25 protein-coding genes are annotated in these 24,482 nt (G+C 28.4%); 19 read left to right on the top strand and 6 right to left on the bottom strand.

Features of this window, described 5'->3' with window-relative positions; all coding sequences use genetic code 11:
- Nucleotides 1-117: 117 nt before the first annotated feature.
- The 4 genes from TVTCOM_RS10585 (at nt 118) to TVTCOM_RS10570 (ending at nt 4,126) form a co-directional block, all read left to right on the top strand.
- Nucleotides 118-1,167 carry a BMP family lipoprotein gene (locus TVTCOM_RS10585; protein WP_434796241.1) on the top strand — a complete coding sequence of 350 codons (1,050 nt, stop codon included), beginning with the start codon at nt 118-120 and terminating at the stop codon, nt 1,165-1,167.
- Between the two features lie 182 nt (nt 1,168-1,349).
- Complete coding sequence (locus tag TVTCOM_RS10580; RefSeq protein WP_434796240.1) at nt 1,350-2,372, top strand: threonine aldolase family protein; 1,023 nt, start codon at nt 1,350-1,352, stop codon at nt 2,370-2,372.
- A 94-nt stretch (nt 2,373-2,466) separates the two neighbouring features.
- Nucleotides 2,467-3,225, top strand: a complete 759-nt coding sequence (locus TVTCOM_RS10575) for an ABC transporter ATP-binding protein (RefSeq protein WP_434796239.1) — start codon at nt 2,467-2,469, stop codon at nt 3,223-3,225.
- Nucleotides 3,218-4,126 (top strand): SufB/SufD family protein, encoded by a 909-nt coding sequence (locus TVTCOM_RS10570; RefSeq protein WP_434796238.1) that lies wholly within the window; start codon nt 3,218-3,220, stop codon nt 4,124-4,126. Before TVTCOM_RS10575 ends, TVTCOM_RS10570 begins: the two co-directional genes overlap by 8 nt.
- Nucleotides 4,127-4,264: 138 nt before the next feature.
- Here TVTCOM_RS10570 and TVTCOM_RS10565 read toward each other — a convergent pair whose 3' ends face one another.
- On the bottom strand, nt 4,265-5,530 hold the full coding sequence (locus TVTCOM_RS10565; protein WP_434796237.1) for a cytochrome P450: 1,266 nt from the start codon (nt 5,528-5,530) through the stop codon (nt 4,265-4,267).
- Between the two features lie 231 nt (nt 5,531-5,761).
- On the opposite strand from TVTCOM_RS10565, the gene TVTCOM_RS10560 reads away from it, so the two are divergent.
- The 12 genes from TVTCOM_RS10560 to TVTCOM_RS10505 all read left to right on the top strand — a co-directional run bounded on the left by TVTCOM_RS10560 (nt 5,762) and on the right by TVTCOM_RS10505 (nt 17,692).
- A complete protein-coding gene (locus TVTCOM_RS10560; protein ID WP_434796236.1) occupies nt 5,762-5,956 on the top strand; it encodes a hypothetical protein in 195 nt (64 codons plus the stop codon).
- 300 nt (nt 5,957-6,256) lie between these two features.
- Nucleotides 6,257-8,857, top strand: coding sequence for an ATP-dependent chaperone ClpB (clpB, locus tag TVTCOM_RS10555; RefSeq protein WP_434796235.1), 2,601 nt, complete (start codon nt 6,257-6,259; stop codon nt 8,855-8,857).
- A gap of 223 nt (nt 8,858-9,080) precedes the next feature.
- Nucleotides 9,081-9,617 (top strand): hypothetical protein, encoded by a 537-nt coding sequence (locus TVTCOM_RS10550; RefSeq protein WP_434796234.1) that lies wholly within the window; start codon nt 9,081-9,083, stop codon nt 9,615-9,617.
- A gap of 7 nt (nt 9,618-9,624) precedes the next feature.
- A complete protein-coding gene (locus tag TVTCOM_RS10545; protein WP_434796233.1) occupies nt 9,625-10,806 on the top strand; it encodes a WD40/YVTN/BNR-like repeat-containing protein in 1,182 nt (393 codons plus the stop codon).
- 183 nt (nt 10,807-10,989) lie between these two features.
- Nucleotides 10,990-11,631 (top strand): histidine phosphatase family protein, encoded by a 642-nt coding sequence (locus TVTCOM_RS10540; protein WP_434796232.1) that lies wholly within the window; start codon nt 10,990-10,992, stop codon nt 11,629-11,631.
- Nucleotides 11,632-11,640: 9 nt separating this feature from the next.
- Nucleotides 11,641-12,858: an NAD(P)/FAD-dependent oxidoreductase gene (locus tag TVTCOM_RS10535; protein ID WP_434796231.1), complete on the top strand. Its 1,218-nt coding sequence runs from the start codon at nt 11,641-11,643 to the stop codon at nt 12,856-12,858.
- Between the two features lie 45 nt (nt 12,859-12,903).
- A complete protein-coding gene (gene cmk, locus TVTCOM_RS10530; RefSeq protein WP_434796230.1) occupies nt 12,904-13,551 on the top strand; it encodes a (d)CMP kinase in 648 nt (215 codons plus the stop codon).
- A 13-nt stretch (nt 13,552-13,564) separates the two neighbouring features.
- The gene (locus tag TVTCOM_RS10525) at nt 13,565-14,155 is read left to right on the top strand and encodes a lysophospholipid acyltransferase family protein (RefSeq protein WP_434796229.1); all 591 of its coding nucleotides are present in this window, start codon (nt 13,565-13,567) and stop codon (nt 14,153-14,155) included.
- 10 nt (nt 14,156-14,165) lie between these two features.
- Nucleotides 14,166-15,008 carry a 4-hydroxy-3-methylbut-2-enyl diphosphate reductase gene (locus tag TVTCOM_RS10520; protein WP_434796228.1) on the top strand — a complete coding sequence of 281 codons (843 nt, stop codon included), beginning with the start codon at nt 14,166-14,168 and terminating at the stop codon, nt 15,006-15,008.
- A 94-nt stretch (nt 15,009-15,102) separates the two neighbouring features.
- Nucleotides 15,103-15,816 (top strand): DUF5131 family protein, encoded by a 714-nt coding sequence (locus TVTCOM_RS10515; RefSeq protein WP_434796227.1) that lies wholly within the window; start codon nt 15,103-15,105, stop codon nt 15,814-15,816.
- A 184-nt stretch (nt 15,817-16,000) separates the two neighbouring features.
- Nucleotides 16,001-16,696 carry a SatD family protein gene (locus TVTCOM_RS10510; RefSeq protein ID WP_434796226.1) on the top strand — a complete coding sequence of 232 codons (696 nt, stop codon included), beginning with the start codon at nt 16,001-16,003 and terminating at the stop codon, nt 16,694-16,696.
- A 3-nt stretch (nt 16,697-16,699) separates the two neighbouring features.
- Nucleotides 16,700-17,692: a DUF3307 domain-containing protein gene (locus tag TVTCOM_RS10505; protein ID WP_434796225.1), complete on the top strand. Its 993-nt coding sequence runs from the start codon at nt 16,700-16,702 to the stop codon at nt 17,690-17,692.
- A gap of 73 nt (nt 17,693-17,765) precedes the next feature.
- Here the strand turns inward: TVTCOM_RS10505 and TVTCOM_RS10500 are convergent, their stop codons facing one another.
- Nucleotides 17,766-18,428, bottom strand: a complete 663-nt coding sequence (locus tag TVTCOM_RS10500; RefSeq protein ID WP_434796224.1) for a CatA-like O-acetyltransferase — start codon at nt 18,426-18,428, stop codon at nt 17,766-17,768.
- Nucleotides 18,429-18,630: 202 nt separating this feature from the next.
- Here TVTCOM_RS10500 and TVTCOM_RS10495 point away from each other — a divergent pair, with 202 nt between their 5' ends.
- Both TVTCOM_RS10495 and TVTCOM_RS10490 read left to right on the top strand, forming a co-directional pair.
- Entirely contained in the window at nt 18,631-19,299 is a 669-nt protein-coding gene (locus tag TVTCOM_RS10495; RefSeq protein WP_434796223.1) for a YkgJ family cysteine cluster protein, read from the top strand.
- A 167-nt stretch (nt 19,300-19,466) separates the two neighbouring features.
- On the top strand, nt 19,467-20,435 hold the full coding sequence (locus TVTCOM_RS10490; RefSeq protein ID WP_434796222.1) for an alpha/beta hydrolase: 969 nt from the start codon (nt 19,467-19,469) through the stop codon (nt 20,433-20,435).
- 425 nt (nt 20,436-20,860) lie between these two features.
- On the opposite strand, the gene TVTCOM_RS10485 is transcribed toward TVTCOM_RS10490, so the two are convergent.
- The 4 genes from TVTCOM_RS10485 to TVTCOM_RS10470 form a co-directional block, all read right to left on the bottom strand.
- Nucleotides 20,861-21,004, bottom strand: coding sequence for a hypothetical protein (locus TVTCOM_RS10485; protein ID WP_434796221.1), 144 nt, complete (start codon nt 21,002-21,004; stop codon nt 20,861-20,863).
- Between the two features lie 41 nt (nt 21,005-21,045).
- On the bottom strand, nt 21,046-21,309 hold the full coding sequence (locus TVTCOM_RS10480) for a hypothetical protein (protein ID WP_434796220.1): 264 nt from the start codon (nt 21,307-21,309) through the stop codon (nt 21,046-21,048).
- Nucleotides 21,291-21,725, bottom strand: coding sequence for a hypothetical protein (locus TVTCOM_RS10475; protein ID WP_434796219.1), 435 nt, complete (start codon nt 21,723-21,725; stop codon nt 21,291-21,293). Before TVTCOM_RS10475 ends, TVTCOM_RS10480 begins: the two co-directional genes overlap by 19 nt.
- Nucleotides 21,726-21,954: 229 nt before the next feature.
- Nucleotides 21,955-23,385 (bottom strand): hypothetical protein, encoded by a 1,431-nt coding sequence (locus TVTCOM_RS10470; RefSeq protein WP_434796218.1) that lies wholly within the window; start codon nt 23,383-23,385, stop codon nt 21,955-21,957.
- 195 nt (nt 23,386-23,580) lie between these two features.
- Here TVTCOM_RS10470 and TVTCOM_RS10465 point away from each other — a divergent pair, with 195 nt between their 5' ends.
- Nucleotides 23,581-24,459, top strand: coding sequence for a LysR family transcriptional regulator (locus TVTCOM_RS10465; protein WP_434796217.1), 879 nt, complete (start codon nt 23,581-23,583; stop codon nt 24,457-24,459).
- Nucleotides 24,460-24,482 lie beyond the last annotated feature (23 nt).

Raw genomic sequence — 24,482 nt, 5'->3', positions numbered from 1 at the left:
TTTTATATTTAGGAAATAATAACTTTAGAATTGTAATAAATACTTAAATTATCTATAGATAAAGAAATTTATATAAGATCTATATTTAATATAACTAAACATAGGAGAGGTAGTTTTATGACATTAAAAAAATTCATTGCAATAACTATGGTTACGTCAATGTTAACTACTTGCATGACAGGATGTACTACTAAAAAGGATAGTTCTACTAATAATAGCGATTCTGAAGAAAAAGAATATACTATATCAATGATTACAGACGTTGCTGGTGTTAACGACCATTCCTTTAATCAAAGTGCTTGGGAAGGATTACAAAAAGCAGAAAAGGATTTAGGTGTTAAAGTTAAATATTTAGAATCAAAACAAGATGCTGATTACTCTACTAATGTGGAAACTCTTGTGGATGACGGAACAGACTTAATAATAGGTGTTGGATCAAAATTAGCTCCAACAATTGAAAAAGCAGCTAAGAATTATCCTGATCAAAAATTTGTAATTGTAGATGAAACATATAAAGAAATTCCTTCTAATGTAGAGTCAATTTTATTTAAAGCTGAACAATCAGCATATTTAGTAGGTTTAATAGCTGGTAAGATGACAAAAACAAATAATGTTGGATTTATTGGTGGCATGGATATGTCTGTTATAAATACATTTAAATATGGTTATATGGCTGGTGTAAAAACAGCAAATACTAAATGTAAATTGCAAAGTCAATATGCAAACTCATTTTCTGACCAAGCAAAAGGAAAAGCAATATCAAATCAAATGATGTCAAATGATGCTGATGTAATATTTATAGCTGGTGGTGATGTGGGAACTGGTGCCATAGAAGCTATTAAAGAATCAAATAAATATGCTATTGGTGTAGATAGAGACCAAAGTGATTTAGCTTCTGATAATGTTTTAACTTCTGCTATAAAAAGGGTGGATATTGGTGTATATGAAACGGCAATAAGATTTATAGAAAATAAATTTGAAGGTGGAAGAGAAACAAAGTATGGACTTAAAGAAGGTGCTGTTGGTATACCTGATTCAACATCTAAATTAGTTCCACAAGATGTTTTAGACTATGTTGCAGAAGTAACTAAGAAACTAGAAAGTGGAGAAGTTGTAGCTCCTAAGGACGAAACTGAATATAATAAATATACTAAAACCTTAGAATAAAAAATTCACTTTCCTCAAAATATCAAAGAAAAGAGTAGACAAATCTACTCTTTTCTTATATTACGCTTCTTGTAAATCTATTGAAAATAAGAAATATACATATGAATTAAAATATATGTAGATACAATAGCAAATTTTGTATAATATTAATTGTAGGTAATATATTAATTTTGGAGGTAGTTATGTACAGTTTTACAAATGATTATAGTGAAGGTGCACACGAAAATATACTAAAAGCACTTTTAGAAAGTAACTTGAAACAAAGTTCAGGCTATGGACTTGATGAATATAGTGAAAAAGCAAAGGATATACTAAAAAATGTACTTAAAAATGAAAAAATAGATATTCACTTTATACCAGGTGGTACTCAAGTTAATTTAATATGTATATCTTCTTTTTTAAAACAATATGAAGCTGCCATTGCTGCAGATACTGGACATATTGCAGTACACGAAACAGGGGCAATCGAAGCTTGTGGTCACAAAGTTATTACAGCTGCAAGTAATAATGGAAAATTAACTATAGATAAGATAGAAAAAATATTAAAGATACATACTGATGAACATATGGTTAAGCCAAAACTAGTATACATATCTAACTCAACAGAGATTGGTACAATATACAAAAAACAAGAATTAATTGATTTATATACATATTGTAGAGAAAAGAATTTGTTATTCTTTATAGATGGAGCTAGAATGGGATCAGCAATAACAAGCAAGGAAAATGATTTAGAGCTTTGCGATTTAGTTAATCTTTGTGATGCATTTTATATAGGTGGAACTAAAAATGGAGCATTATTTGGTGAAGCACTTGTTATTTGCAATGACTCACTAAAACAAGATTTTAGATATAATATAAAACAAAAAGGTGCTCTACTTGCAAAAGGAAGACTTCTTGGAATTCAATTTATGGAATTATTTAAAGATGATTTATTCTTCAATTTAGCAAAACATGCTAATGAAATGGCGGCCCTAATCCAAGATGCTTTAATTGAAGAAAACTATAAATTATTAATTAAATCACCTACTAATCAAATATTCCCTATACTACCTAATTCATCTATAGAAAAGTTAAGGGAAAAATATTCATTTAATACTTGGGAAGAATACGATGAAAATCATACAGTTATCAGACTTGTTACTTCATGGGCAACAGAGAAAGATAAAGTATTAGATTTTATAAAAGATTTAAAAATTCGATAAACTCATATCGCCAACGAGATGCCTTTGTTACCACTTCAGGCAACTCCGTTGCTCAAAAACTTATAATAATCAATCTTAGAAAGGAATGTTTACAATGCTTGAACTAAAGAATATATCTTTTAAAGTTAAAGCTTTAGACAGTAATGAAGAAATCACTATTTTAGATAATATAAGCTTTACAATTGATTTTGGAAAGATTTTAGTTATAACAGGGCCAAATGGTGGAGGAAAGTCCACATTGGCAAAAATTATAATGGGAATAGAAAAACCAAGTAGTGGTCAAATTCTATTTGATGGTATTGATATAACCAACTTAAATATAACAGATAGAGCAAAACTAGGTATAGGTTATGCCTTCCAACAACCACCTAGATTCAAAGGGGTAACTGTTGAGAAAATGTTACAATTAGCTTCTGGTAAAAATCTATCAGAAGAATTATGTTGTGAATATTTATCTAAAGTAGGCCTTTGCTCTAGAGAATACTTAAAAAGAGATGTAGACAACTCTTTATCAGGTGGAGAACTAAAAAGAATAGAAATAGCTTCATTAATGGCAAGAAATTCTATAATATCAATATACGATGAACCAGAAGCAGGAATTGATTTATGGAGTTTCTCCATGCTTGTAGATACTTTTACAAATTTCAAAAAAAGCAGTGACCAAAGTGTTATCATAATATCTCACCAAGAAAGAATTATAGATTTAGCAGATGAATTAATAATAATTTCTGATGGAAAAATTCAAAATATAGGCACAAAATCCAAAGTCTTACCTTTATTACAAGGTGATATGAAAAATTGTCTATGTCAAATGAAGGAGGTGGCACTTACTGGTGAGCGAGTTAATGATTAAAAATTTATTAAAAACTATAGCAGATATTACTGGAGAAGTTGATGGTGCATTCAATCTAAGAAGCAATGGATGCGGTGTGGAGAGAAGATCTAGTGAAAATATTATAATAACTCCTAAGGAAGATAAACCAGGGATTGACATTACAGTTAAACCTAACACTAAAAATGAAACTGTACATATACCTGTAATAATAACAGAAGATAATGTTAATGATTTAGTATATAACGATTTTTATATTGGAGAAAATGCAGATGTAACTATTGTAGCAGGATGTGGTATTCATAATGATGGATGCGGTACTAGTGAACATGATGGTATACATACTTTCTACATAGGAAAAAATGCTAAAATAAAATACGGAGAAAAACATTATGGTGAGGGAAGTTCTGAGAGCAAAAGAATATTAAACCCAACAACTATAGTGCATATGGATGAAGACTCTTATTGTGAAATGAATATGACTCAAATAGAAGGAGTTGATTCAACTAAAAGAGAAACAGAGGCATTTTTAGGAAAGGGAGCAAAATTAATAATAAATGAAAAATTAATGACTCATGACGATCAAGTTGCTCATTCAAATGTGAGATGTAATCTAAATGGAGAAAATTCCATCTTACAAATTATATCTCGTTCTGTTGCCAAAGATGAATCTGTTCAAGTATTTCATCCAATAGCTATTGGAAATGACAATTGCAAAGCTCATGTTCAATGTGATTCTATAATTATGGATAAAGCTAAAGTAAGCTCTATTCCAGAGATTCAGGCAAATCATACAGATGCACAAATAGTACATGAGGCTGCCATAGGAAGAATTAATAATGAACAACTTTTAAAACTTGAAACCTTTGGCTTAAGTGAAGAGGAAGCTGAAGAAGTTATAGTAGATGCCTTTTTAAGTTAAAATTATATTAAGCTAATAGTTAATTTACTTTTTAATTTAATAAGAATAAAAAATAAGCGATAAATTGATTAAGATTTACCGCTTATTTATTTTATGATTTATTTAGAAACTATAGTAATATATACTTTTATAAAGAACCTATGATTTAGATTTGATATTGCTAATAATGAATCCACTTCGAGGTAACGTTGGAATTTTATTTAAATTATAACTTAAATCCTGTTTATTCACATCAAAATCAATATAATTTAGGAGAAAATCAAGTACTGCTTCTGTGATATTTATTACTACATATTCTCCTGGACAACGATGGGTAATAGCTGGATTTCCACCACCTTGTGGTATAAAATCAAATAAACTTTTTTCTCTATTTTCAAATCTCTCTGGTCTAAATATTTCAGAATCATCCCAAATACGTGGATCATGATTTATTCCATAAACATCAAGGAAAACTAAAGTTCCTTTTTTAAATTCATATTTATTCCATGAAAAATCTTTCTTTGCTTTAGCACCAACAAAAGGTGTAAAAGGATAAAATCTGCGTACCTCTTGAACAAAATTTTCATAGTATTTGTTTTCATTTTTTATAAGCTTTTCTTTACATAGAGGGTGAGTATATAATGCAAGAACAGCAAAAACTATGTAAGTAGACACTGCAATAATAGGACGTATAGTATTTATTATTTCTATGGCTGCCATTTTGTCATCTAATAACTTATTATCTATATCTTTATAAAAACTTATTTTATATAATGGTGTACTTTTATCAACTTCTAACTTTTTGCCTCTAACGTGTTTAACTATATTCTCAATCCAAACTTCACTTTCTTTTCGTGCTTTTTTACCCTTCTTATATCTTGATCCTATTGAACCAAAACTATAAATCATATTAAGAAAATCCTTAGCTCTATATTTTGACTCAGCTTTATTTATAGATATTCCTGACCAATTACAGGCTACATAACATATGATTTCGCTTAACTCTTTAAAAAGTACAACTTCACCTTTTTGTTCCCAGTTATATATTGAGTTGATTAATTCTTTTTTTACTAATTGCGCTAATTTTTCAGATTCCTCTTGTGAAAGCATTTCCATAAATAATGATTTTCTCTTAATATGACATATACCATCCTTACTTTGAATGGCATTTTTACCAAATAAAGTTTTTTGAATCCTTTTAGGTGCAGCGCCTTTTCTTTGAAATAAGTCTGGATTATAAAATATTTTAGCAGCTTCTTCCCCTGTAATACAAATTGCTTTTTGTCCCATTATATGCGTTTCAAATATATCTGTATCATATAAATTCATTCTATTTGATATAAATAGATAACCCTCTTTTAATAAATTAATTGTATTATCTAATCCCTTATCTTTTGGTATATTAATAGTGGCTTTATTATTCACCATAACCTCCTTTTTTCACTTTTAATTCGTAAATTATTTAAATTTTATTATTACTAAATATAATAACCATTATTATAAATTTCATAATTAGATTGCTATCAGCTTATATCTAATTAAATATAAATTTATTTGAATATAACTATCTTTGTAAACAGAGCTTATTAAATAAAGAATATTAGTTATGATTTTGGAAAAATTATAACTAATATGTATCTATCTAAGGAGGACAAAATGGCTAAAGATAAACATAAAAGAGAAGATGACAAAACTAGATACAACAGAAATGATAAGAAAAATCCACACTTCAAATTAGAACTTGGTGAAGAGCTAAATTTAGAACCTAGACTTAGACCTTCAAAAACAGGATCTGTATCTCAAAACACAGCAAGACCTATTAGTAGTCACAGAAAACAGCAAGATAAATAAGGTAATATTACCTTAAAAAAAGAAAGAAGTGAAAGCTTCTTTCTTTTTTAAGCAACTGATAATTCGGTCATACTGTAGCTCAAAGGATGAGCCAAGATATTTCGTTGGCCATATGACAGTAGGAAATTTTAACTAGTTTGTCATATTTTAATTATAAATGTTTACAAAAATGTATACTAAAAATACTTAAATTTAATGGAAATTTTTTCGTAAGAGTTCTATAATATTTTTTGAGGTTAGCTTTATAAAAAATTTGCTTTACTCAAATTTAAATCATGCAATATTAAAGGAGGGATTTTAATGGATATTGAAAGAATGACTGTTAGAGTTCAAAAAAGTTTAAATGAAGCTTACAATGAAGCTGTTAAGCATCATAACCAAATGGTTGATGTAATTCACTTATTTTCAGCTTTAGTAAATCAAGAAGACGGTTTAATTCCTAATATTTTAGAAAAAATGAATATATCTGTTACTGCTCTTAGAAGTAGCATTAATGAAGAATTAGACAAGCTTCCTCAAATTTATGGAGAAGGAATTAATTCACAAGGTGTAACTGCATCTAGAAACATTGAAGAAGTATTAATAAAAGCTGAACACATTTCAAAAGACTTTAAAGATTCCTACATAAGTGTGGAACATGTAATGCTTGCTATTATGGAAATGACTTCTATTTCAAACGTAAAAAAAATATTAAACATGTACAATATAAATAAAAATGATTTTCTTCAAGTTTTATCTGGTGTAAGAGGTAGCCAAAGAGTAGAAAGTCAAGATCCTGAAGGAACTTACGATGCACTAGCTAAATTTGGTACAAACTTAGTAGAACTTGCTAAAAAACATAAACTAGATCCAGTTATAGGTAGAGACGAAGAGATAAGAAGAGTCATAAGGATTTTATCTAGACGTACTAAAAACAATCCAGTACTTATAGGTGAACCTGGTGTTGGTAAAACTGCCATAGTAGAAGGTTTAGCTGAAAGAATAGTTAGAGGTGACGTACCAGAAGGCTTAAAAGATAAAATAATTTTCTCACTAGATATGGGTTCACTAATTGCTGGTGCCAAATACAGAGGTGAATTTGAAGAGAGACTAAAAGCTGTTCTTAAAGAAGTACAAAGTGCAGAAGGGAAAATAATATTATTTATAGATGAGATACACACAATAGTTGGTGCTGGTAAAACAGAAGGTTCTATGGATGCAGGTAACTTAATAAAACCAATGCTTGCTCGTGGGGAACTTAACTGTATAGGTGCTACTACTTTTGATGAATACAGAAAGTACATTGAAAAAGATAAAGCACTAGAGAGACGTTTCCAACCAGTAATAGCTGATGAACCTACGGTGGAAGATACAATATCTATCCTTAGAGGTTTAAAAGAAAGATTTGAAATACATCATGGTGTTAGAATTCATGACAGTGCTATAGTAGCTGCTGCAAAACTTTCTAATAGATATATACAAGATAGATTCTTGCCAGATAAGGCAATAGACCTAATTGACGAAGCTGGTGCCATGATAAGAAGTGAAATAGATTCCCTTCCTACGGAACTTGACATAGTAAGAAGAAAATTATTCACTTTGGAAACTGAAAGAGAAGCACTATTAAAAGAAAATGATGAAAAAAGTAAGTTGAGACTAGAAGAGCTTAAAAAAGAAATCGCAGAGCTTAAATCTAAAGATGATGAAATGACAGCTAAGTATGAAAAAGAAAAAGGTTCTATAGGTGAGATTAAAAACTTAAAATCAAAATTAGATGCAGCTAAAGGTGATGTGGAAAAATACGAAAGAGAATATGACTTTAATAAAGTTGCTGAAATAAAATATGGAGTTATTCCACAACTTGAACAACAAATCAAAGGCTTAGAAGAAAAAATGAAATCTGGTTATGATAATGCTTTATTAAAAGAAGAAGTAACAGAAAATGAAATTTCAGAAATAGTTTCTAAATGGACAGGTATACCTGTCACAAAACTAGTAGAAGGAGAAAGAGAAAAACTTCTTAAACTAGAAGATGAGCTTCATGAAAGAGTAATAGGACAAAATGAAGCTGTAACTGCTGTAGCCAACGCAGTAATAAGAGCAAGAGCAGGACTAAAAGACGAAAACAAACCAATTGGTTCATTTATATTCCTTGGACCTACTGGTGTTGGTAAAACAGAACTTGCTAAAACTCTAGCTAAAACTTTATTTGATAGCGAAGAAAACATAATAAGAATAGATATGTCTGAATATATGGAAAAACACTCAGTATCTAGACTTGTAGGACCTCCTCCAGGATATATAGGTTACGAAGAAGGCGGTCAATTAACAGAAGCTGTTAGACGTGCTCCTTATTCAGTAATTCTATTTGACGAAATAGAAAAAGCTCACGAAGATGTTTTTAACATGTTTTTACAAATCCTAGATGATGGTAGACTTACTGATAACAAAGGTAAAACTGTAGACTTTAAAAATACAATTATTATAATGACATCAAATATAGGAAGTAGTTACTTATTACAAGATGAAGGCAATATTACAGAAAAAACAAAAGATCTTGTAATGGCTGAAATGAAGAGAAGATTTAAACCAGAATTTCTAAACAGAGTAGATGACATAATAATGTTTAAAGCTTTAGATAAAGAAGAAATTAAAAATATTATCGACATCTTTGTAAAAGCATTATCAAACAGATTAAAAGACAAAGACATCACAATAGAAATTTCAGATGCAGCTAAAAATATTATGGTTAAAGAAGGTTATGACCCAGTGTATGGTGCAAGACCACTAAAAAGATATATTGGAAACACTTTAGAAACTATGATAGCGAGAAGAATGATTGCTGGAGAAATTTGCAATGGATGTACTATATTAGTTGATGGAGAGAATGATAATGATAATATATCTATAAAAGTTAAATAGAGTCTATATAAATAAAAATATGTATAAAGATATCCAAAATGGAACTTTATACATATTTTTTATTGTATTTAATCGTGTTTAGACTTATCTATACATAGAAGTATTAATTAAGTTATAATTAAATTAACAGTTTTTGTATATTATTTATAATAAAATCAAAACTTTTTTCATTAAATCATAGTCTAATATATAAAAGAGTAAATAAATCTAAGGGGGAATATATATGGAAATAAAATATAGCAATTGTCGTGAATATTATATAAAAGGATATGAGAAGTATCGTAAAAGGTCAGTAAAAGCAAATGCAATGCTCTATATAACTTCTATGGCAGTAATACTATTTTTAAGCTTGTACTATTTATACAAACTTTCTGATTTTTATAATATAGGAATTAAGTTCTATTTAGAACCTGTCTTAATAATATCTGTTTTAAGTATAACTATCACAATACTACTTAACAAATTATCAAAGAAAAGTATAGACAAATTAATTGATAAGCTTATGGAACTTGGTACATCAACTTTTGGAGAAAAAACAATAGAAGTCGTTGAAGATAAAATCATATATGATGGAGAATCACAACATACTGAGTACAATATAAAAGCATTTGACAATATTTATGAAGAATGTGATGTGATTGTAATATGTATTCAAAAATTCAATCCCATAATTATAATTCCTACCAGTGCTTTTCATAATGAAATTGAAAAAAGTAAGTTTATAAATTTAATAAAAGAAAAAAGTAATTATATAAAGTAGGTAGAATATGAAAAATAAGAAAAGAACTATATTAATAATAATAATATCTATAATCATCCTAATGATTTTATTTGTCACGGGATATCACTTATACAAAAGATATGAAATGAATGATTTAGTTACAATTACAAATGATTTTTTCAATGAGTACACTAAAAAAGGTGAAGAAAAATACGAAGAGCTAAATATGAAAGCAATTTATAAAAATAATGAAACAGTCATAGTTGCAGGAGATAAAAATGAATTTGTAGGCATGGTTTATTTTGAAGTAAACGTAGATGTAAATGGAGAAAATGATTATACATCCTCTTATCATACAATGAGAATTAAAAAAGATGTTAATGGAAAATATAAATTGGTTGAAGAGGGAAATACTGTAAATATAGAAGGATTAAAACTAGTTAATTACTCTAATAATAAAAAGGAAAAAGAGAATTTAAGTGAAATAGAAGATGATATGGAAATAAATGAAGCTAAAAAGACCCTAGGTATATACTATCAAATACATCCAAGTGGACTTGGATTAAGCTACAATAAAAAGAAATCTTGGATTGATGTGCCTATATCAAATGAGTATTTAATTTCAAATATTAATTACAACGAAAATAAATTAAAAGAAAATACTTGTTACATAAGCCATAAAAAGACAGCCTTTGTATCTAATTATAATTCAGATGTATTAATAACTGTTACAGACGATAAAGGAAAAACTTGGAATAAGGTTGAGTTGAAAGGTGCTTATCAAGAAGGAGATTTATTTATAGGATTTAGTAGTCAAGATAATGGATATTGTGTTATAACTACGGATGTTGCCATGGGTAAACAGTTTAGTTATGTTTATATAACTACAGATGGTGGCAAAACATTCAAAGAAATTGGCAATACGAATGAAGTTTATCCAAGGATAATCACAGGTGTGGGCTTTTTAGATGAGAATATTGGATTTATTGGATTTAGATATGAAAGTGACAACAATCCAACGGTATACAGAACTGATGATTCGGGAATTACTTGGGAAAAACTTAATATAAAACTTCCAGTTGATTATAATTGTGACTATGCAACTCCTCTTAATCTTAAGTTTGAAAAAGATACTATAATGTTACCAGTAAAGCTTAGAGATAATGATAAAGTAATTAATTTCATATCTATGGACAAAGGATTAACTTTTAAGTATATTGAAAAATAGTATGTAATTTTAAAAAATAAGTTAATACTATAGGCTTTATTCACAAAAACTACAATAATATAATTTAATTGTATACAAAAAAGGTTAAAATACTATTAAAGTGTTTTAACCTTTTTTAATATTTATGATATAATAAAAATTTAGAATGAATAAATTAATCTTACTTCAATGAGGAGGACAAAAATGACGAATACTATATATTTAGTTAGACATGGCCAAACACAATGGAATATAAAAGGAAAAACTCAAGGTCATGGTAATTCAAATTTAACTGAAAAAGGTGTTAATCAAGCTAAAGAACTAGCTGACAGCATGATTAAATATCCTATTGATTACATATATTCAAGTGATCTTGGTAGAGCAGTAGAAACTGCAGAAATAATAAGTGATAAATTTGATTTAGATGTGATTAAAACTTCAGGTCTTAGAGAAATGGGCTTTGGAGCATGGGAAGGTCTTTTAATAAAAGAAATTCAAGAAGAATATAAGGACATATATCATACTTGGAGAAATGAGCCACACCTTGCCCAAATACCTGGAGGAGAAACTCTTCAAATTATAAAAGAAAGAACAGATAAATTTTTAGATGAATTAAATGAAAAATATGATGGAAAACATATTGTACTTGTGACTCACTCTGTAACAGCAAGAGTAATACTTCTTTCTGTTTTAAATTCTGGTATGGAAAATATCTATAGAATTAATCAAGGAAATACTGCACTTAATGTGATTGAGTTTAGAGATTATGGACCAGTTGTTATAAAAATTAACGATACAAGCCATATTAAAACTAATCATAAACTAGAAAATAGTGCATTAGAATAGGAGAAAATAATGTCAAAAGTAATAGTAGTAGGTGGAGGTCCATCAGGAATGATGGCAGCACTTGTAGCTTCTAAAAACTCTCATGAAGTTACTTTAATAGAGAGAAATGAAGAGTTAGGAAAGAAGCTTAAGCTTACTGGTGGTGGAAGATGTAATATTACAAATAAAAGATATATCGAAGACTTTTTTGATAAAGTTGTAACTAATAAAAAGTTCTTATACAGCGCTCTTTATTCATTTACCAATGAAGACTTATTAAGCTTCTTAGACGAAAGTAACCTTGAGTACAAAGTTGAAGAACATAATGACTATAAGGTCTATACAAAAGGTGATAAGGCAACTGAGCTTATCAACAAATTTAAAGAACTATTAATAGAAAACAATATAAAAGTACTTTATAATAGCAAGGTAGTAGATTTAATTATAAATGAAAACAATAAAATAGAAGGTGTTGTTTTAGATAATAATACTAAAGTCCTTGGAGACAAGGTAATAATATCAACAGGTGGAAAAAGTTATTCTAAAACTGGATCTGATGGAACAATGTATAAAATATTATCAAAACATGGTCATACTGTAACTAATACTTATCCTGCTTTATCTCCTTTAAAAATTAAAGAAGATTGGACAGTAAGATTACAGGGTATATCTTTAAAAGATATAGAAATATCATGTAAAATTAAAAAGAAAAAAATATGCAAAAGAGGAGATATGCTCTTTGCTCACTTTGGCATAACAGGACCAGTAGTACTTATCATATCATCTTATATTAATAAAATCTTAGAAAATGAACCTGTAGAATTAAACATTGACGTTTTACCAGATGTGACTAGAGAAGAAATAAGCAAAATTATGAGAGAAAATCCTAATAAAAATATTGCAAACAACTTAAAATCCATATTACCACTTAACTTTTTAAAAGAGATTTTAGATTTATTAAATCTTAGTGAAACAAAGCCTAATGAGTTAACTAAAGAAAATGAAAATAAAATTATTGATTATATAAAAAACATGAAGCTAACTACGAATTCAACTTTAGGAATACAAGCTTCCATGGTAACAAGTGGTGGAGTAGCGGTTAAAGAAATTAATTCTTCTTCAATGGAGTCTAAATTAATAGAAGACTTATATTTTACAGGAGAAGTAATAGATGTAGATGCAGAAACTGGAGGATATAATCTTCAAATAGCTTTTTCAACAGGTTATTTAGCAGGTATAAGTTTATAGCTTAAGCTAAGATGCTTTAAATAAGAACAAAATAGGAGAAATAATATGAATAATTTAGTAATAGCAATAGATGGACCAGCAGGAGCTGGAAAAAGTACAATAGCAAAAATAATAGCAGACAAGTTAAACATAAACTACATAGATACAGGTGCTATGTATAGAGCTATAACTTTAAAATGTTTACAAAATAAAATAAATATAGAAAATGAAGATGAAGTAGTAGAATTAGCAAAGAAAACAGAAATAGACTTCAAAGAAAACAATATATACTTAGATGGAAAAGTAGTAAATGAAGAGATAAGAACTATAGAAGTAACTAGTAATGTATCTAACGTTGCAAAAATAAAAGAAGTTAGATACTTAATGGTAGACGTACAAAGAGAAATAGGAACAAGAAATTCTGTAATACTTGATGGAAGAGATATAGGTTCGTATGTTTTTCCAAGTGCTGATTATAAATTCTTCCTTATAGCTACACCTGAAGAAAGAGGAGCTAGAAGATATAAAGAATTAATAGAAAAAGGTGTTGAAGTTAGGCTTGAAGATGTAATAGATGATATAATTAAAAGAGACGAGATAGATTCTTCTAGAGAGTTTGCTCCTCTAGTTAAAGCAGAAGATGCCATAGAAATAGATACTACAGGTAAAAGTATAGATGATGTGGTTGAATCAGTTTTAAATAAAATTAAATAAGGGAGAGATATATTTGAGTTTTTATAAATTTGTTTTTAGTTTATTTACTATATATAGTAAAGTATTTTACAAATATGAAGTAATAGGGTCTGAAAATATTCCTAATGAAGGAAACTTAATAATAGCAGCTAATCATAAATCAAATTTAGATCCTATTTTTATAGCAGCTGCTATAAAAAACAGAACAGTTGCCCCTATAGGAAAAAAGGAATTATTTAAAAATAAAATATTAGGTAAAATATTGAGTAATTTAAATGTTATACCTATAGATAGAGAAAATCCAGGAATATCTACAATAAAGACTATTCTAAAAAAGTTAAAAGAAGGTTATGTTGTTGGTATATTTCCAGAAGGAACTAGAGTAAAAGGAGATGGATTTGGTGATGCCAAAGCAGGTCTTGCTTTATTTGCTGTTAAAGGAAAGGCTAAAGTAGTTCCTATATCAATAATATCAAATTATAAAATATTTAATAAGGTTACAATCTACATTGATAAACCAATTTCATTTGAAGAATATTATAAACAAAAGCTAAGTACAGACGATTATGAAAGATTATCTGGAGATGTACTCGAAGTAATTAAAGATAATTATTTTAAAAGATAGGAGATTTGTTATGGAGGTTAGAATAGCAGAAAATGCGGGATTTTGTTTTGGAGTTAAAAGAGCTATGAACATGGCTTGGGATGAACTAGAAAACAAGACTAGTGATAATGTATATTCTCTAGGTCCCCTTATTCATAATAAACAAGCCGTAGATCGATATAAAGAAAAAGGACTAATGGAGATGGATTCATTAGATAAAATCCCTAACGATTGTAAACTTATAATCAGATCTCATGGTGTTGGTGAAAAAATATATACTGAATCTAAATCAAAAAATATGGATATAGTAGATACAACCTGTCCATTTGTAAAAAAAATACACGATATTGTTAAAGAGTTTTCCAACAAAGGTTATATAATTATAATAGTTGGTAATGCCACTCATCCAGAAATAATAGGAATTAACGGCTGGTGTGATAACGAAGCTATAATAATAAATAGTGAAGAAGAAGTTGATAATATATCATTTAACAGTGGCCATAAGTACTGTGTTGTTAGCCAAACAACTGCTAACTTAGAATCTTTTGATAAAATTGTTTCCAAGTTAGAAAGTAAAATAAAAGACTTAACAGTTAAGAATACAATTTGCTTTGCTACAAAAGAAAGACAACTGTCAGCCAATGATTTAGCAAAAGAAGTTGATTGTATGATAGTTATTGGAGGAAAACATAGTTCTAATACTCAAAAACTAGTAAATATCTGTAAGGATATAGTACCTACTTTTTCAATTGAAACAAAAGAAGAATTGGAAAAAAGTAAGTTAGAAAAATTCAAAGTTGCAGGTGTAACTGCAGGAGCTTCCACACCTGATTGGATAATAGATGAAGTAATAGAATACCTTAAAAAAATATAGTCTAAATAAATCCACTAATTTGTTAGTTTTAATAAATTAGTGGATTTTTCATATTATAATAAATGTAAATAAGTATTTTATGGAGGAAATTTATATGGCTATGTGGAATCCTTGGCGAGGTTGTAAAAAATGTAGCGATGGCTGTAAATATTGCTATATTCATAAGGGAGATTATAAAAGAAATATAAATACTAACGAAATAATCAAAACTAATGATTTTTACAAACCTATAGAAAAATTTAAAAACGGAAATTATAAAATAAAATCAGGTACTGTATATGTATGTTTTTCTTCTGATTTTTTAATTGAAGAGGCAGATACCTGGAGAGATGAATGTTGGAAAATGATAAAAGAAAGAAGTGATTTAAAATTCTTGTTTTTGACAAAAAGAATAGATAGATTTAAAAATTGTATTCCAAAAGACTGGAAGGATGGTTATGATAATGTAATTGTATGTTGTACCATAGAAAATCAAAAAAATGTTGATTATAAATTATCTATTTTTAAAGATTTACCTATAAAACATAAATGTATCATAGCTCAACCTCTACTAGAAAAGATAGATATTGAAAAATATCTGAATGATATTGAACTTGTTGTAGTAGGTGGAGAATCAGATTATAATGCAAGGCCTCTAAATTATGACTGGGTGCTGGATATTAGAGATCAATGTATAAAAGCCAATGTTGACTTTGAATTTAGACAATGTGGAACATACTTTATAAAGGATAAGAAGATGTACAAACTTCAAGTTAAGGATTTATGTAAACAAGCAAAATTAGCAAACATAAATTATACAAAGAAATAAAAGAGTTTTTAATAAGACGGTAATTTTTATGTTAAGTATATTAGTTGACGAAACTGTTGATAATTATAATGATTTGTCAATTATAATTCGTAACATTGTCCAAATGTTATATGTTTTGATTGACATAAGTGTGGACAAGTTTCTTGTATACGATTATAATTAATAATGAAAGGAGGGGATAAATATGGACTATTTATGTGCAGTAATTACAGCAGATGTTATAAATTCTAAAAAAAGTAATAAAGATATATTAAAGTTTTTAGAGTCAAAAAATATTTATTATGATGAAGATAAAGTACTAAATATATTTTTGACAGAACAGGCACAAAAAATAACCATGAGTCTACAAAGTAAAAATATCATTTCTACAAATGTATCCATATCAAGAGGAGATGAAATTCAAGTATTTTGTTCTGATATTATTAATATAATAGAAGTAATTAGACAATTAAGATATTATTTTAGACCATTAAAAATAAGAATTGGCGTTGGTATTGGAGGAATACATACTGAAAAAAGTGATAACTCATGGAATATGAATGGAGAAGCTTTTTTCAAAGCAAGAGAAGCTCTAGATAAAGTAAAAATACAAAACAAAAAAAGAATGACATACATATGCTCCCCCAATGAACAGTTTAACATTATAGGAAATAGCCTATACATGTTAATGGATACTATTATAAACGAATGGTCAGATTCAAAATGGGAATCTATAAATGCTTATGAAGTATACGAAAATTATGAAAAAGCAGGAAATGCAATAGGCAAAAGTAGACAAGCCATATCAAATAACTGTAAAACTGCGCACTTTGAAAAAATAAAACAAGCTGAAGATGATTTAAAAAGAATAATACAGTTATATTTTAAAAATAAGGAGTAAGGTTTGGAAGCATTATTAATTTCAATATTAGTTACACTTTTTTGTGATGTATATTTACAAGGAAGTGGAACAGTAGAGCTTAGAAAAGACAAAAGCTCTTTAAATAAAAAGTGCATTGGTAATTTAATTCATTTTGCACAAATATATATACCATTTACTGTGACTATGAGTATTTTATATAGTAAGCACATAGGTTTTATAAGGGTTATAGCATATACATCTTTAATTTCAATAATACATATTATAATTGATATATTAAAATGTTGGACTCTTAAAGTTGTAACAGATGAAAATAAGTTTAAAACTTTAAAAACACGTAACTTAGTTTCTGATAAAAAGATATTTAATATAGGCTTTGAAGAAGATATTCTATTTTTAATTGATCAAGTACTTCACTTAGTAGTTACTATTTTCATATGTACAAATTCAAAACTAAATAATTTAAATTCAATAACTTATATAGATCAAATTTTACTTTACAAAATCCTATTATTCATGATCGTGTTTATTTATACGGTGAGATGTGGTGAATTATTTATTGATTTATTTTTTGAAAGTGCATTTAATAATATTAAACAACAGACCATCAAACAAGATACTAAAGAAGAATCCATTAATAGATTAGTGTATAGTATCAATAGAGCCATTACTTGTTTTGCGTTGAATAATGGAGAAATAATAGCAGAAGAAGATGAGTTCAATGGACAAATTGAAGAACCCGCAATAACTGAAGACGATGATGAAGCTAAGAGGAAAGATGAAAATATAAGTAGATATATTGGAATATTAGAGCGTAGTATAGTTATAATATTAGTTATTTGTAATAACTACTCATCTATTGCATTACTTTTGACTGGAAAATCACTGGCTAGGATGGGAGATTTTAAAGATAGAGACTTTGCTGTTAAATTTATAGTAGGAACGTTTTTAAGTATTTTTATAGGTATAGTTGGTGGAGAAGCTTTTAAATTCATATCAAACAATTTTATTAGATAAAATAAAAAAGGAGTATGGATATGAATTTATCCATACTTCTTTTTAAGTTATTATCAATAGATTCACGAACTTGTTATTTCATCCAACTTTCAGGTGAGTTCATATATTCTTGGAATTTTTCTAAAAATAATCCCACATGGTATCCATCTGCCACAGCATGATGAACTGTAATAGAAAAAGGCATCATTTTTCTATTATCTTTTTCAAAAAACTTCCCACCTTGTAGAATAGGAGAATAGGTAGTCATAGGTGCAAAGGGCACAGGAGTATAGCTAGAAAATTCTATCCATGGCAACATTCCTATCATAAAGTTATTTTGTGGAGCCATTTCAGTTTTAGCCATAGGTTCATGATTATCACCATATTTATTTTGATCATCCATATAATTTTTATAGAAAATATTAAAATCAGCATCATATTCTGTCCACATATTTGACATGGTGTTATCATCTTTATGGAAAACCGCATAAGACGGATGTAAAACTTCATAATAGCCTAGTTCACTATCTAAAGAAGCAATTCTAAATTCCTTCATTTCACTGATTACCTTTGAAGCAACGTATAAATAAGCTGGAAAAAATTTTTTCTGTTTAGTTTTCACCATATTATAAGCATTTGTAATATCAATATTTATACTAATACTGTATCCTGTTGGCAACATTTTTGTAAAATAATAAAAATATTGATACCTATCCCACTTCTTCAAATCTATTTTATGAAAATTATCATTTAACATTTGTATCCCTTCTTTCTTAATTTAACTTATATAAAAAGTATATGCTAAAATTTTTCACTTTGTAATCTATGCTCCGTAGAGTCTAACTCTACTAAAAGTAGATTTTGTTTCTATGTATTAATAAATATGTTAAATTGTAATAATATTTTTAGTATAATAAAATATGATTAAAGATATAAACAAGGAGTGAAAATTAAAATACATGAGATCTATAAATATATTAGAAGAAATTTCAGATGGAAAGCTATATGATATTGAAGATATGGTAAAAGCAGATACATGCGGTTGTAATGGATGTAGTGATTGTTGCAAAGATGTTGGAGATTTAGTAGTACTTACCCCTTTCGATATATATGAAATGGTTAACTATTTAGGTATTGAGTTTAATGAATTATTGGGAGATAAAATTGAACTTCGTCAAAATAATAAAATTTTACTACCATATTTAAAAATGCAGGATAAAAATAAAAACTGTAGTTTTTTAGACCAAGAAGGGAGATGCATGATTCATTCTAAACGACCAAACATTTGTCGTTTATTCCCCCTTGGAAGAGTATACAAAGATAATGACTTTAAGTATTTTTTACAAATAGGAAATTGTCCTAAGAAAGATTTAAAAGATGTTAAGGTAAGAAATTGGGTAGGAATTGAAAATTATGATAAAAATAAACAATTTATCTTAGAGTGGTATAAATTTATTAAAGCTCTAACTTTTCGTTTAAAATTTGTAAGAGATGAAAAAGAAGTTGAGAAATTTAATAAAATTCTATTAGATAGCTGTTATGGCATTAAGATAAAAGAAGAGGATGACTTTTATTTTGAATTTCTAAAATATTTACCTGAAATAAAAAATAGATTGGGAATTATTTAGTAAACAATTTATAAAATAAGAAGCTAAAAAGGGCGTATCAAAAAAGATACGCCCTTAAAATTGCTTTTTGCCATACAAATAGTATGATAATTCTCGTTTCACCATACAATATATAATAACAAATAAATTTAGGAAAGTTTTTATTATTCATGAAGGAGGAGTTCATAATGAAAGTCACACCAGATATGATAGACAAACAACTTCGTTTAAAAGGTAATCTCATGAGTAAATTTGTTCGTTATAATAATCCTAACGATTTTCAAAGGACTAATAAAATAATAGAAAGATTACATAAAGGTAAGAATAGTAAAAAAATGATTTGTGAGGAAAGATATATTACTAAGAAAGATGGTGGAGTAATCAGGGTGTGTATATACAAACCAATTGATTTCAAACCAAATGCAACAGGTCTTTTGTGGATACATGGTGGAGGATATGCCATGTTTATTCCAGAACAAAACATGTATTATTTTGAGAACTTTACTTCTGTTGCAAATTGTGTAATAGTTGCTCCTGACTATACCCATTCAATAATAAAACCATATCCAGCAGCCTTTAGTGATTGTTATGATATTCTTTGTTGGATGAAAGCCAATGCAAATAAGTTAGGAATTAGGGATGATCAACTCTTTGTTGGAGGAGAAAGTTGTGGTGGAGGAATTACTGCTGCCATAAGTCTTTATGCAAGAGATACTAAAGAAGTAAATATTGCTTTTCAAATGCCATTGTATCCAATGTTAGATGACAGAATGAATACATACTCATCTATAAATAACAATGCTCCTATATGGAATTCTATTAATAACTCTTTGGCATGGAGATTATATTTAGACGATTTATTTGAAAGCAACAATGTTCCAAAGTATGCAGCTCCTGCTAGAGAGGTTGATTATTCTGATCTTCCTCCTACTTTTTCTTTTGTTGGAGAAATAGAGCCTTTTCATGATGAAACTGTTCAGTACATTAAAAATCTTAATAAAGCTGAAGTAAAAACATACTTTTCTGTGTACAAAGGTTGTTATCATGGATTTGACATAGTTTGTCCTAAATCTAGCAAAGGAAAGTCAGCTATGAATGATATGCTTAGCGTTTTTGAATATGCGACTAAGAATTATTTTGCAAAACAAGATAATTAAATATTGTTTATAAATTCTAATAAATCAGTATTAGTTTCTATAGATGATAATGAAGAAGATTGTGACTTCGGATGCCATAGACCATGTAAACACAAAGATTGCTAATTAAATATATAATTAACTGACACCAAATAATTATCCTATTTGGTGTTTTTATTCTTTTTACATACTAAATTATGGAAAATAAAAAGATGTAGATAATATACTTATTAATTAAATTATCTACATCTAAAATAAAGTTTCAATTTAATAGTAAAAACTCTCTTTATATATTAATTTCTATTTTGTTTTTTTTTTCTTCTTATATTCATATTCAGGAACCGGAGTAGGAACTGGAGTTGGAACTACAGTACCAGGAATACCAGCTGGACCTTGTGGTCCTATATCACCTTTTGGTCCCTGTGGACCAGCTGGGCCTGCTGGACCTATATCACCTTTTGGTCCCTGTGAATCAGCTGAGCCTGCTGACCCATATCACCTTTTAGTCCCTGTGCACCAGTTTGACCTTGTAGTCCTATATCACCTTCTGATCCCTGTAGACCAGCTGGTAGCCTGCTTACCCATATCACCTTTTAGTCCCTGTGAATCAACTGAGTCTGCTGGACCCATATCACCTTTTAGTCTCTAGTGAATCAACTGAGCCTGTTGACTCTATATCACCTTTTAGTCCTTTACTTGATACACCAGGAATGCCAGCTGGGCCTGCTGGACCCATGTCACCTTTTTCTCCTTTTGGTCCCTTAGGACCTTTTGGCCCTGCAGGACCCATATATCCTATGTCACCCTTAGGACCTTTTAGCCCTGCTGGACCCATATATCCCATGTCACCCTTAGGATCTTTTGACCTTGTAGCATCTATATCACCTTTTTGCACTTAGGATATGCTGGACCTTGAGCACCAACACCAATAGTAACACCACATAATGGGTTAATATAAACTTCTTTACCTAAATCTACATATTGAATAGCACTTAATTTAATATAGATAGGACCTTTTCCAGAGGATGTTTTACCCATAACAGCACAGTGGTTAACTTGGCAAACTTTTAGTTTTAATATACAATCGCTTCCTTCTAATTTTAATCCCACAATTTTGCCAATAGAGCAATTTAAAATATTAAAAATTTGAAAATCTTCACAATTTACAGGAAAAACAAACATAGGACAGGATGAAGAGTCCATTTTACCAGAGCAGTAAACTTTTTTATTTTTACAAGTTTTATCTGCTTTTATCTCCTGACATGAAGACATGTTGCAAGAATTACACTTATTTACACAATTTTTGTCCATAATAGTACACTCCATGTTGATAATATTTAGTAGAACTTCTACGTACTATATTTATATGATAAAAATCATAAAATGTTTATTATAAAAATAGATAAAGTCCAAGCTAAAAAAAGATTATAGATAGATTTACTTTTACACAAATCTATTTATAATCTCTTTTATTTCAACAGATATTCATCTTAAATGAAAAACTAAGCTACTTTATAATATAAGCCTTTGTTTTTAAGTTTTATTTATCTAGCAAGTTTCCATAAAGTACAGGATAATAAGTAGTACTAGTCGTATTTGGATCAAAATCTCTTACTTTTACACATCCCGTATAAGATGAAGTATCAAGCATTTTATTTTCTCCAAGATAAATGGATACATGATGTACATGGTATTTTATATTATTTATAACTTCTAATCTACTACAAGTACCATTCTCACCATTATTGTCACAATAATCGCTCTTTTCCATATTAAAGAAAATTAAATCACCTGTTTTTAACTGACTAAAGCTTACTTCTTCTTGTTCTAATACATGTTTAGCTTGCATATTAGATCGTAAATTATTTAATTCAGTATACCCAATAGAGTTATAACAATAAGCTGCAAAAGTATTGCATCTTAAAAGACCTTCAGCAGTTGGCCCATAAGGAAGACCCAATTGAGAAAATCCATTATAGATTAAATTTGTTCTTTCATCATTTTCAAAGCCAGGCTTTATTTTTAGGCTACTTGCAATGCCATTGTTATCAAAAGTAAAGTTAATATTACAGTAGGTTATAGTTTTACCGATAGTCATTTCAAAAGTATTTTCATTAAAATAATATAAGTCTTTATCAAATGATTGAAGTCCGCTTAGAGCACTAAAATCTTTATCACTAAAATAATAAGTGCATCCATCAATTTTTTTGAATCCACTAAAAGATTTGCAAGTAGAAGTATCAAAATAATATTTTTTTCCACCTATAGTTCTTAGTCCTGTTAAAGCCTGTCCACTAGATTTTGAGAAGTAATATTTTTTCCCATCTATAGTTCTAAGCCCTATTAAAGCTTCTCCACTAGATTTTGAAAAATAATATTTTTTACCATCTATAGTTCTAAATCCTGTTAAGGCCTGTCCGCTAGACTTTGAAAAATAATATTTTTTACCATTTATAGTTCTAAGTCCTGTTAAAGACTGACCAGTAGAAGTATTAAAATAATATTTTTCACCACCTATAGTTTTTAGTCCTGTTAAGGCCTGTCCACTAGACTTTGAAAAGTAATATTTTTTCTTATCTATAGTTCTAAATCCTGTTAAGGCATCCCCACTAGGCTTTGAGAAGTAATATTTTTTACCACCTATAGTTCTTAGTCCTGTCAAAGCCTGTCCACTAGACTTTGAGAAATAATATTTTTTACCACCTATAGTTCTTAGTCCTGTCAAAACCTGCCCACTAGACTTTGAAAAATAATATTTTTTACCCTCTATAGTTCTTACTCCTGTTAGTTTTTTACCAGTAGTAGGACTATAGTAATAAATTTTACCTGACTTAGTAACAAAGCCAGAATATTTTTTTACAGCTAATACAGTAGATTTTTCAGCATAAGACTGGAAGCTTATGTTTGAAAAAACAAATATAAATATAGCCATTAATAAAAATAAACTTAAGTAGATCTTTTTTTTACCCATTCAATTTCCCCCAAAAAATTTATGACCCAATACACATTAATTATAGTGTAAAATAAATTAAATGCAACAATAAAATTATCATTTTGGTAAAATGTGTATTTAATTAGCACAATAAAAAGTAATATATTTATAATTTTTACATATAAAGAATTATAGTATACTTATAATATAAGAACTAAAATTAAGGAGTTTATTATGACAATTAGGCATTTAAGAATATTTATAACCATAGTTGAGTGTAAAACTATGAGAAAAGCAGCTGAAAAACTTTACATATCTCAGCCGGCAGTAAGCCAGGCAATATCAGAATTGGAAAAGTATTATGGTGTAAAATTATTTGAACGATTGTCTCAAAGACTTTATATAACAGAAGCGGGAAAAACTTTATTATCCTATGCTAGACATATTGTAAGTTCCTTTGAAGATATGGAAAGTGCTATGTTTGATGCTTCCTCAAAAATGACAATTAAAATTGGCGGAAGTGTTTCTATAGGAACTACAATGTTAATAGATATTGTAGAAAAATTTGAAGAGGAGATTCCTGGTATAGATGTAAGAGTAACAGTAGATAACACCTCTACTATTGAAAATAAAGTTTGTCTTAGTGAACTTGATTTAGCTATAGTTGAAGGTTGTCTACAAAGTGATGAAATAATACAAATTCCTGTGTATAATGATGAGTTAGTGATGGTAGTTGGAAAAAATCATTCATTTTGGGATAGACAGTGTATATCAATTTCACAGTTGCATAACCAAGATATAATTTCTAGAGAAGAAGGTAGTACAAATAGAAATCAATTTGAACAATTACTTATAGAAAATAAAATTAAGATAAATAAGAAATGGAGCTGTACAAATACAGAGGCTATAAAAAATTTAGTTAAAGATGGAAAGGGAATAGCTATAATATCGAAATTGTTAATAAAGAAAGAAATGGAAGAGGAAAAACTTAGAATTATTAATGTGGATAATATTAAAGTTTACCGTGAAAGTAAATTAATTTATCATAAAAATAAGTATATATCACCTCAAATGAAGAATTTTATTGATATATGTACAAATAGGTACACCTAAAAATTAGGTATACCTATTTTACT

Origin of the sequence: Terrisporobacter vanillatitrophus, assembly GCF_051148895.1 — a bacterium.
Classification (GTDB): domain Bacteria; phylum Bacillota; class Clostridia; order Peptostreptococcales; family Peptostreptococcaceae; genus Terrisporobacter; species Terrisporobacter vanillatitrophus.
This window is presented reverse-complemented; position numbering and strand designations above follow the sequence as displayed.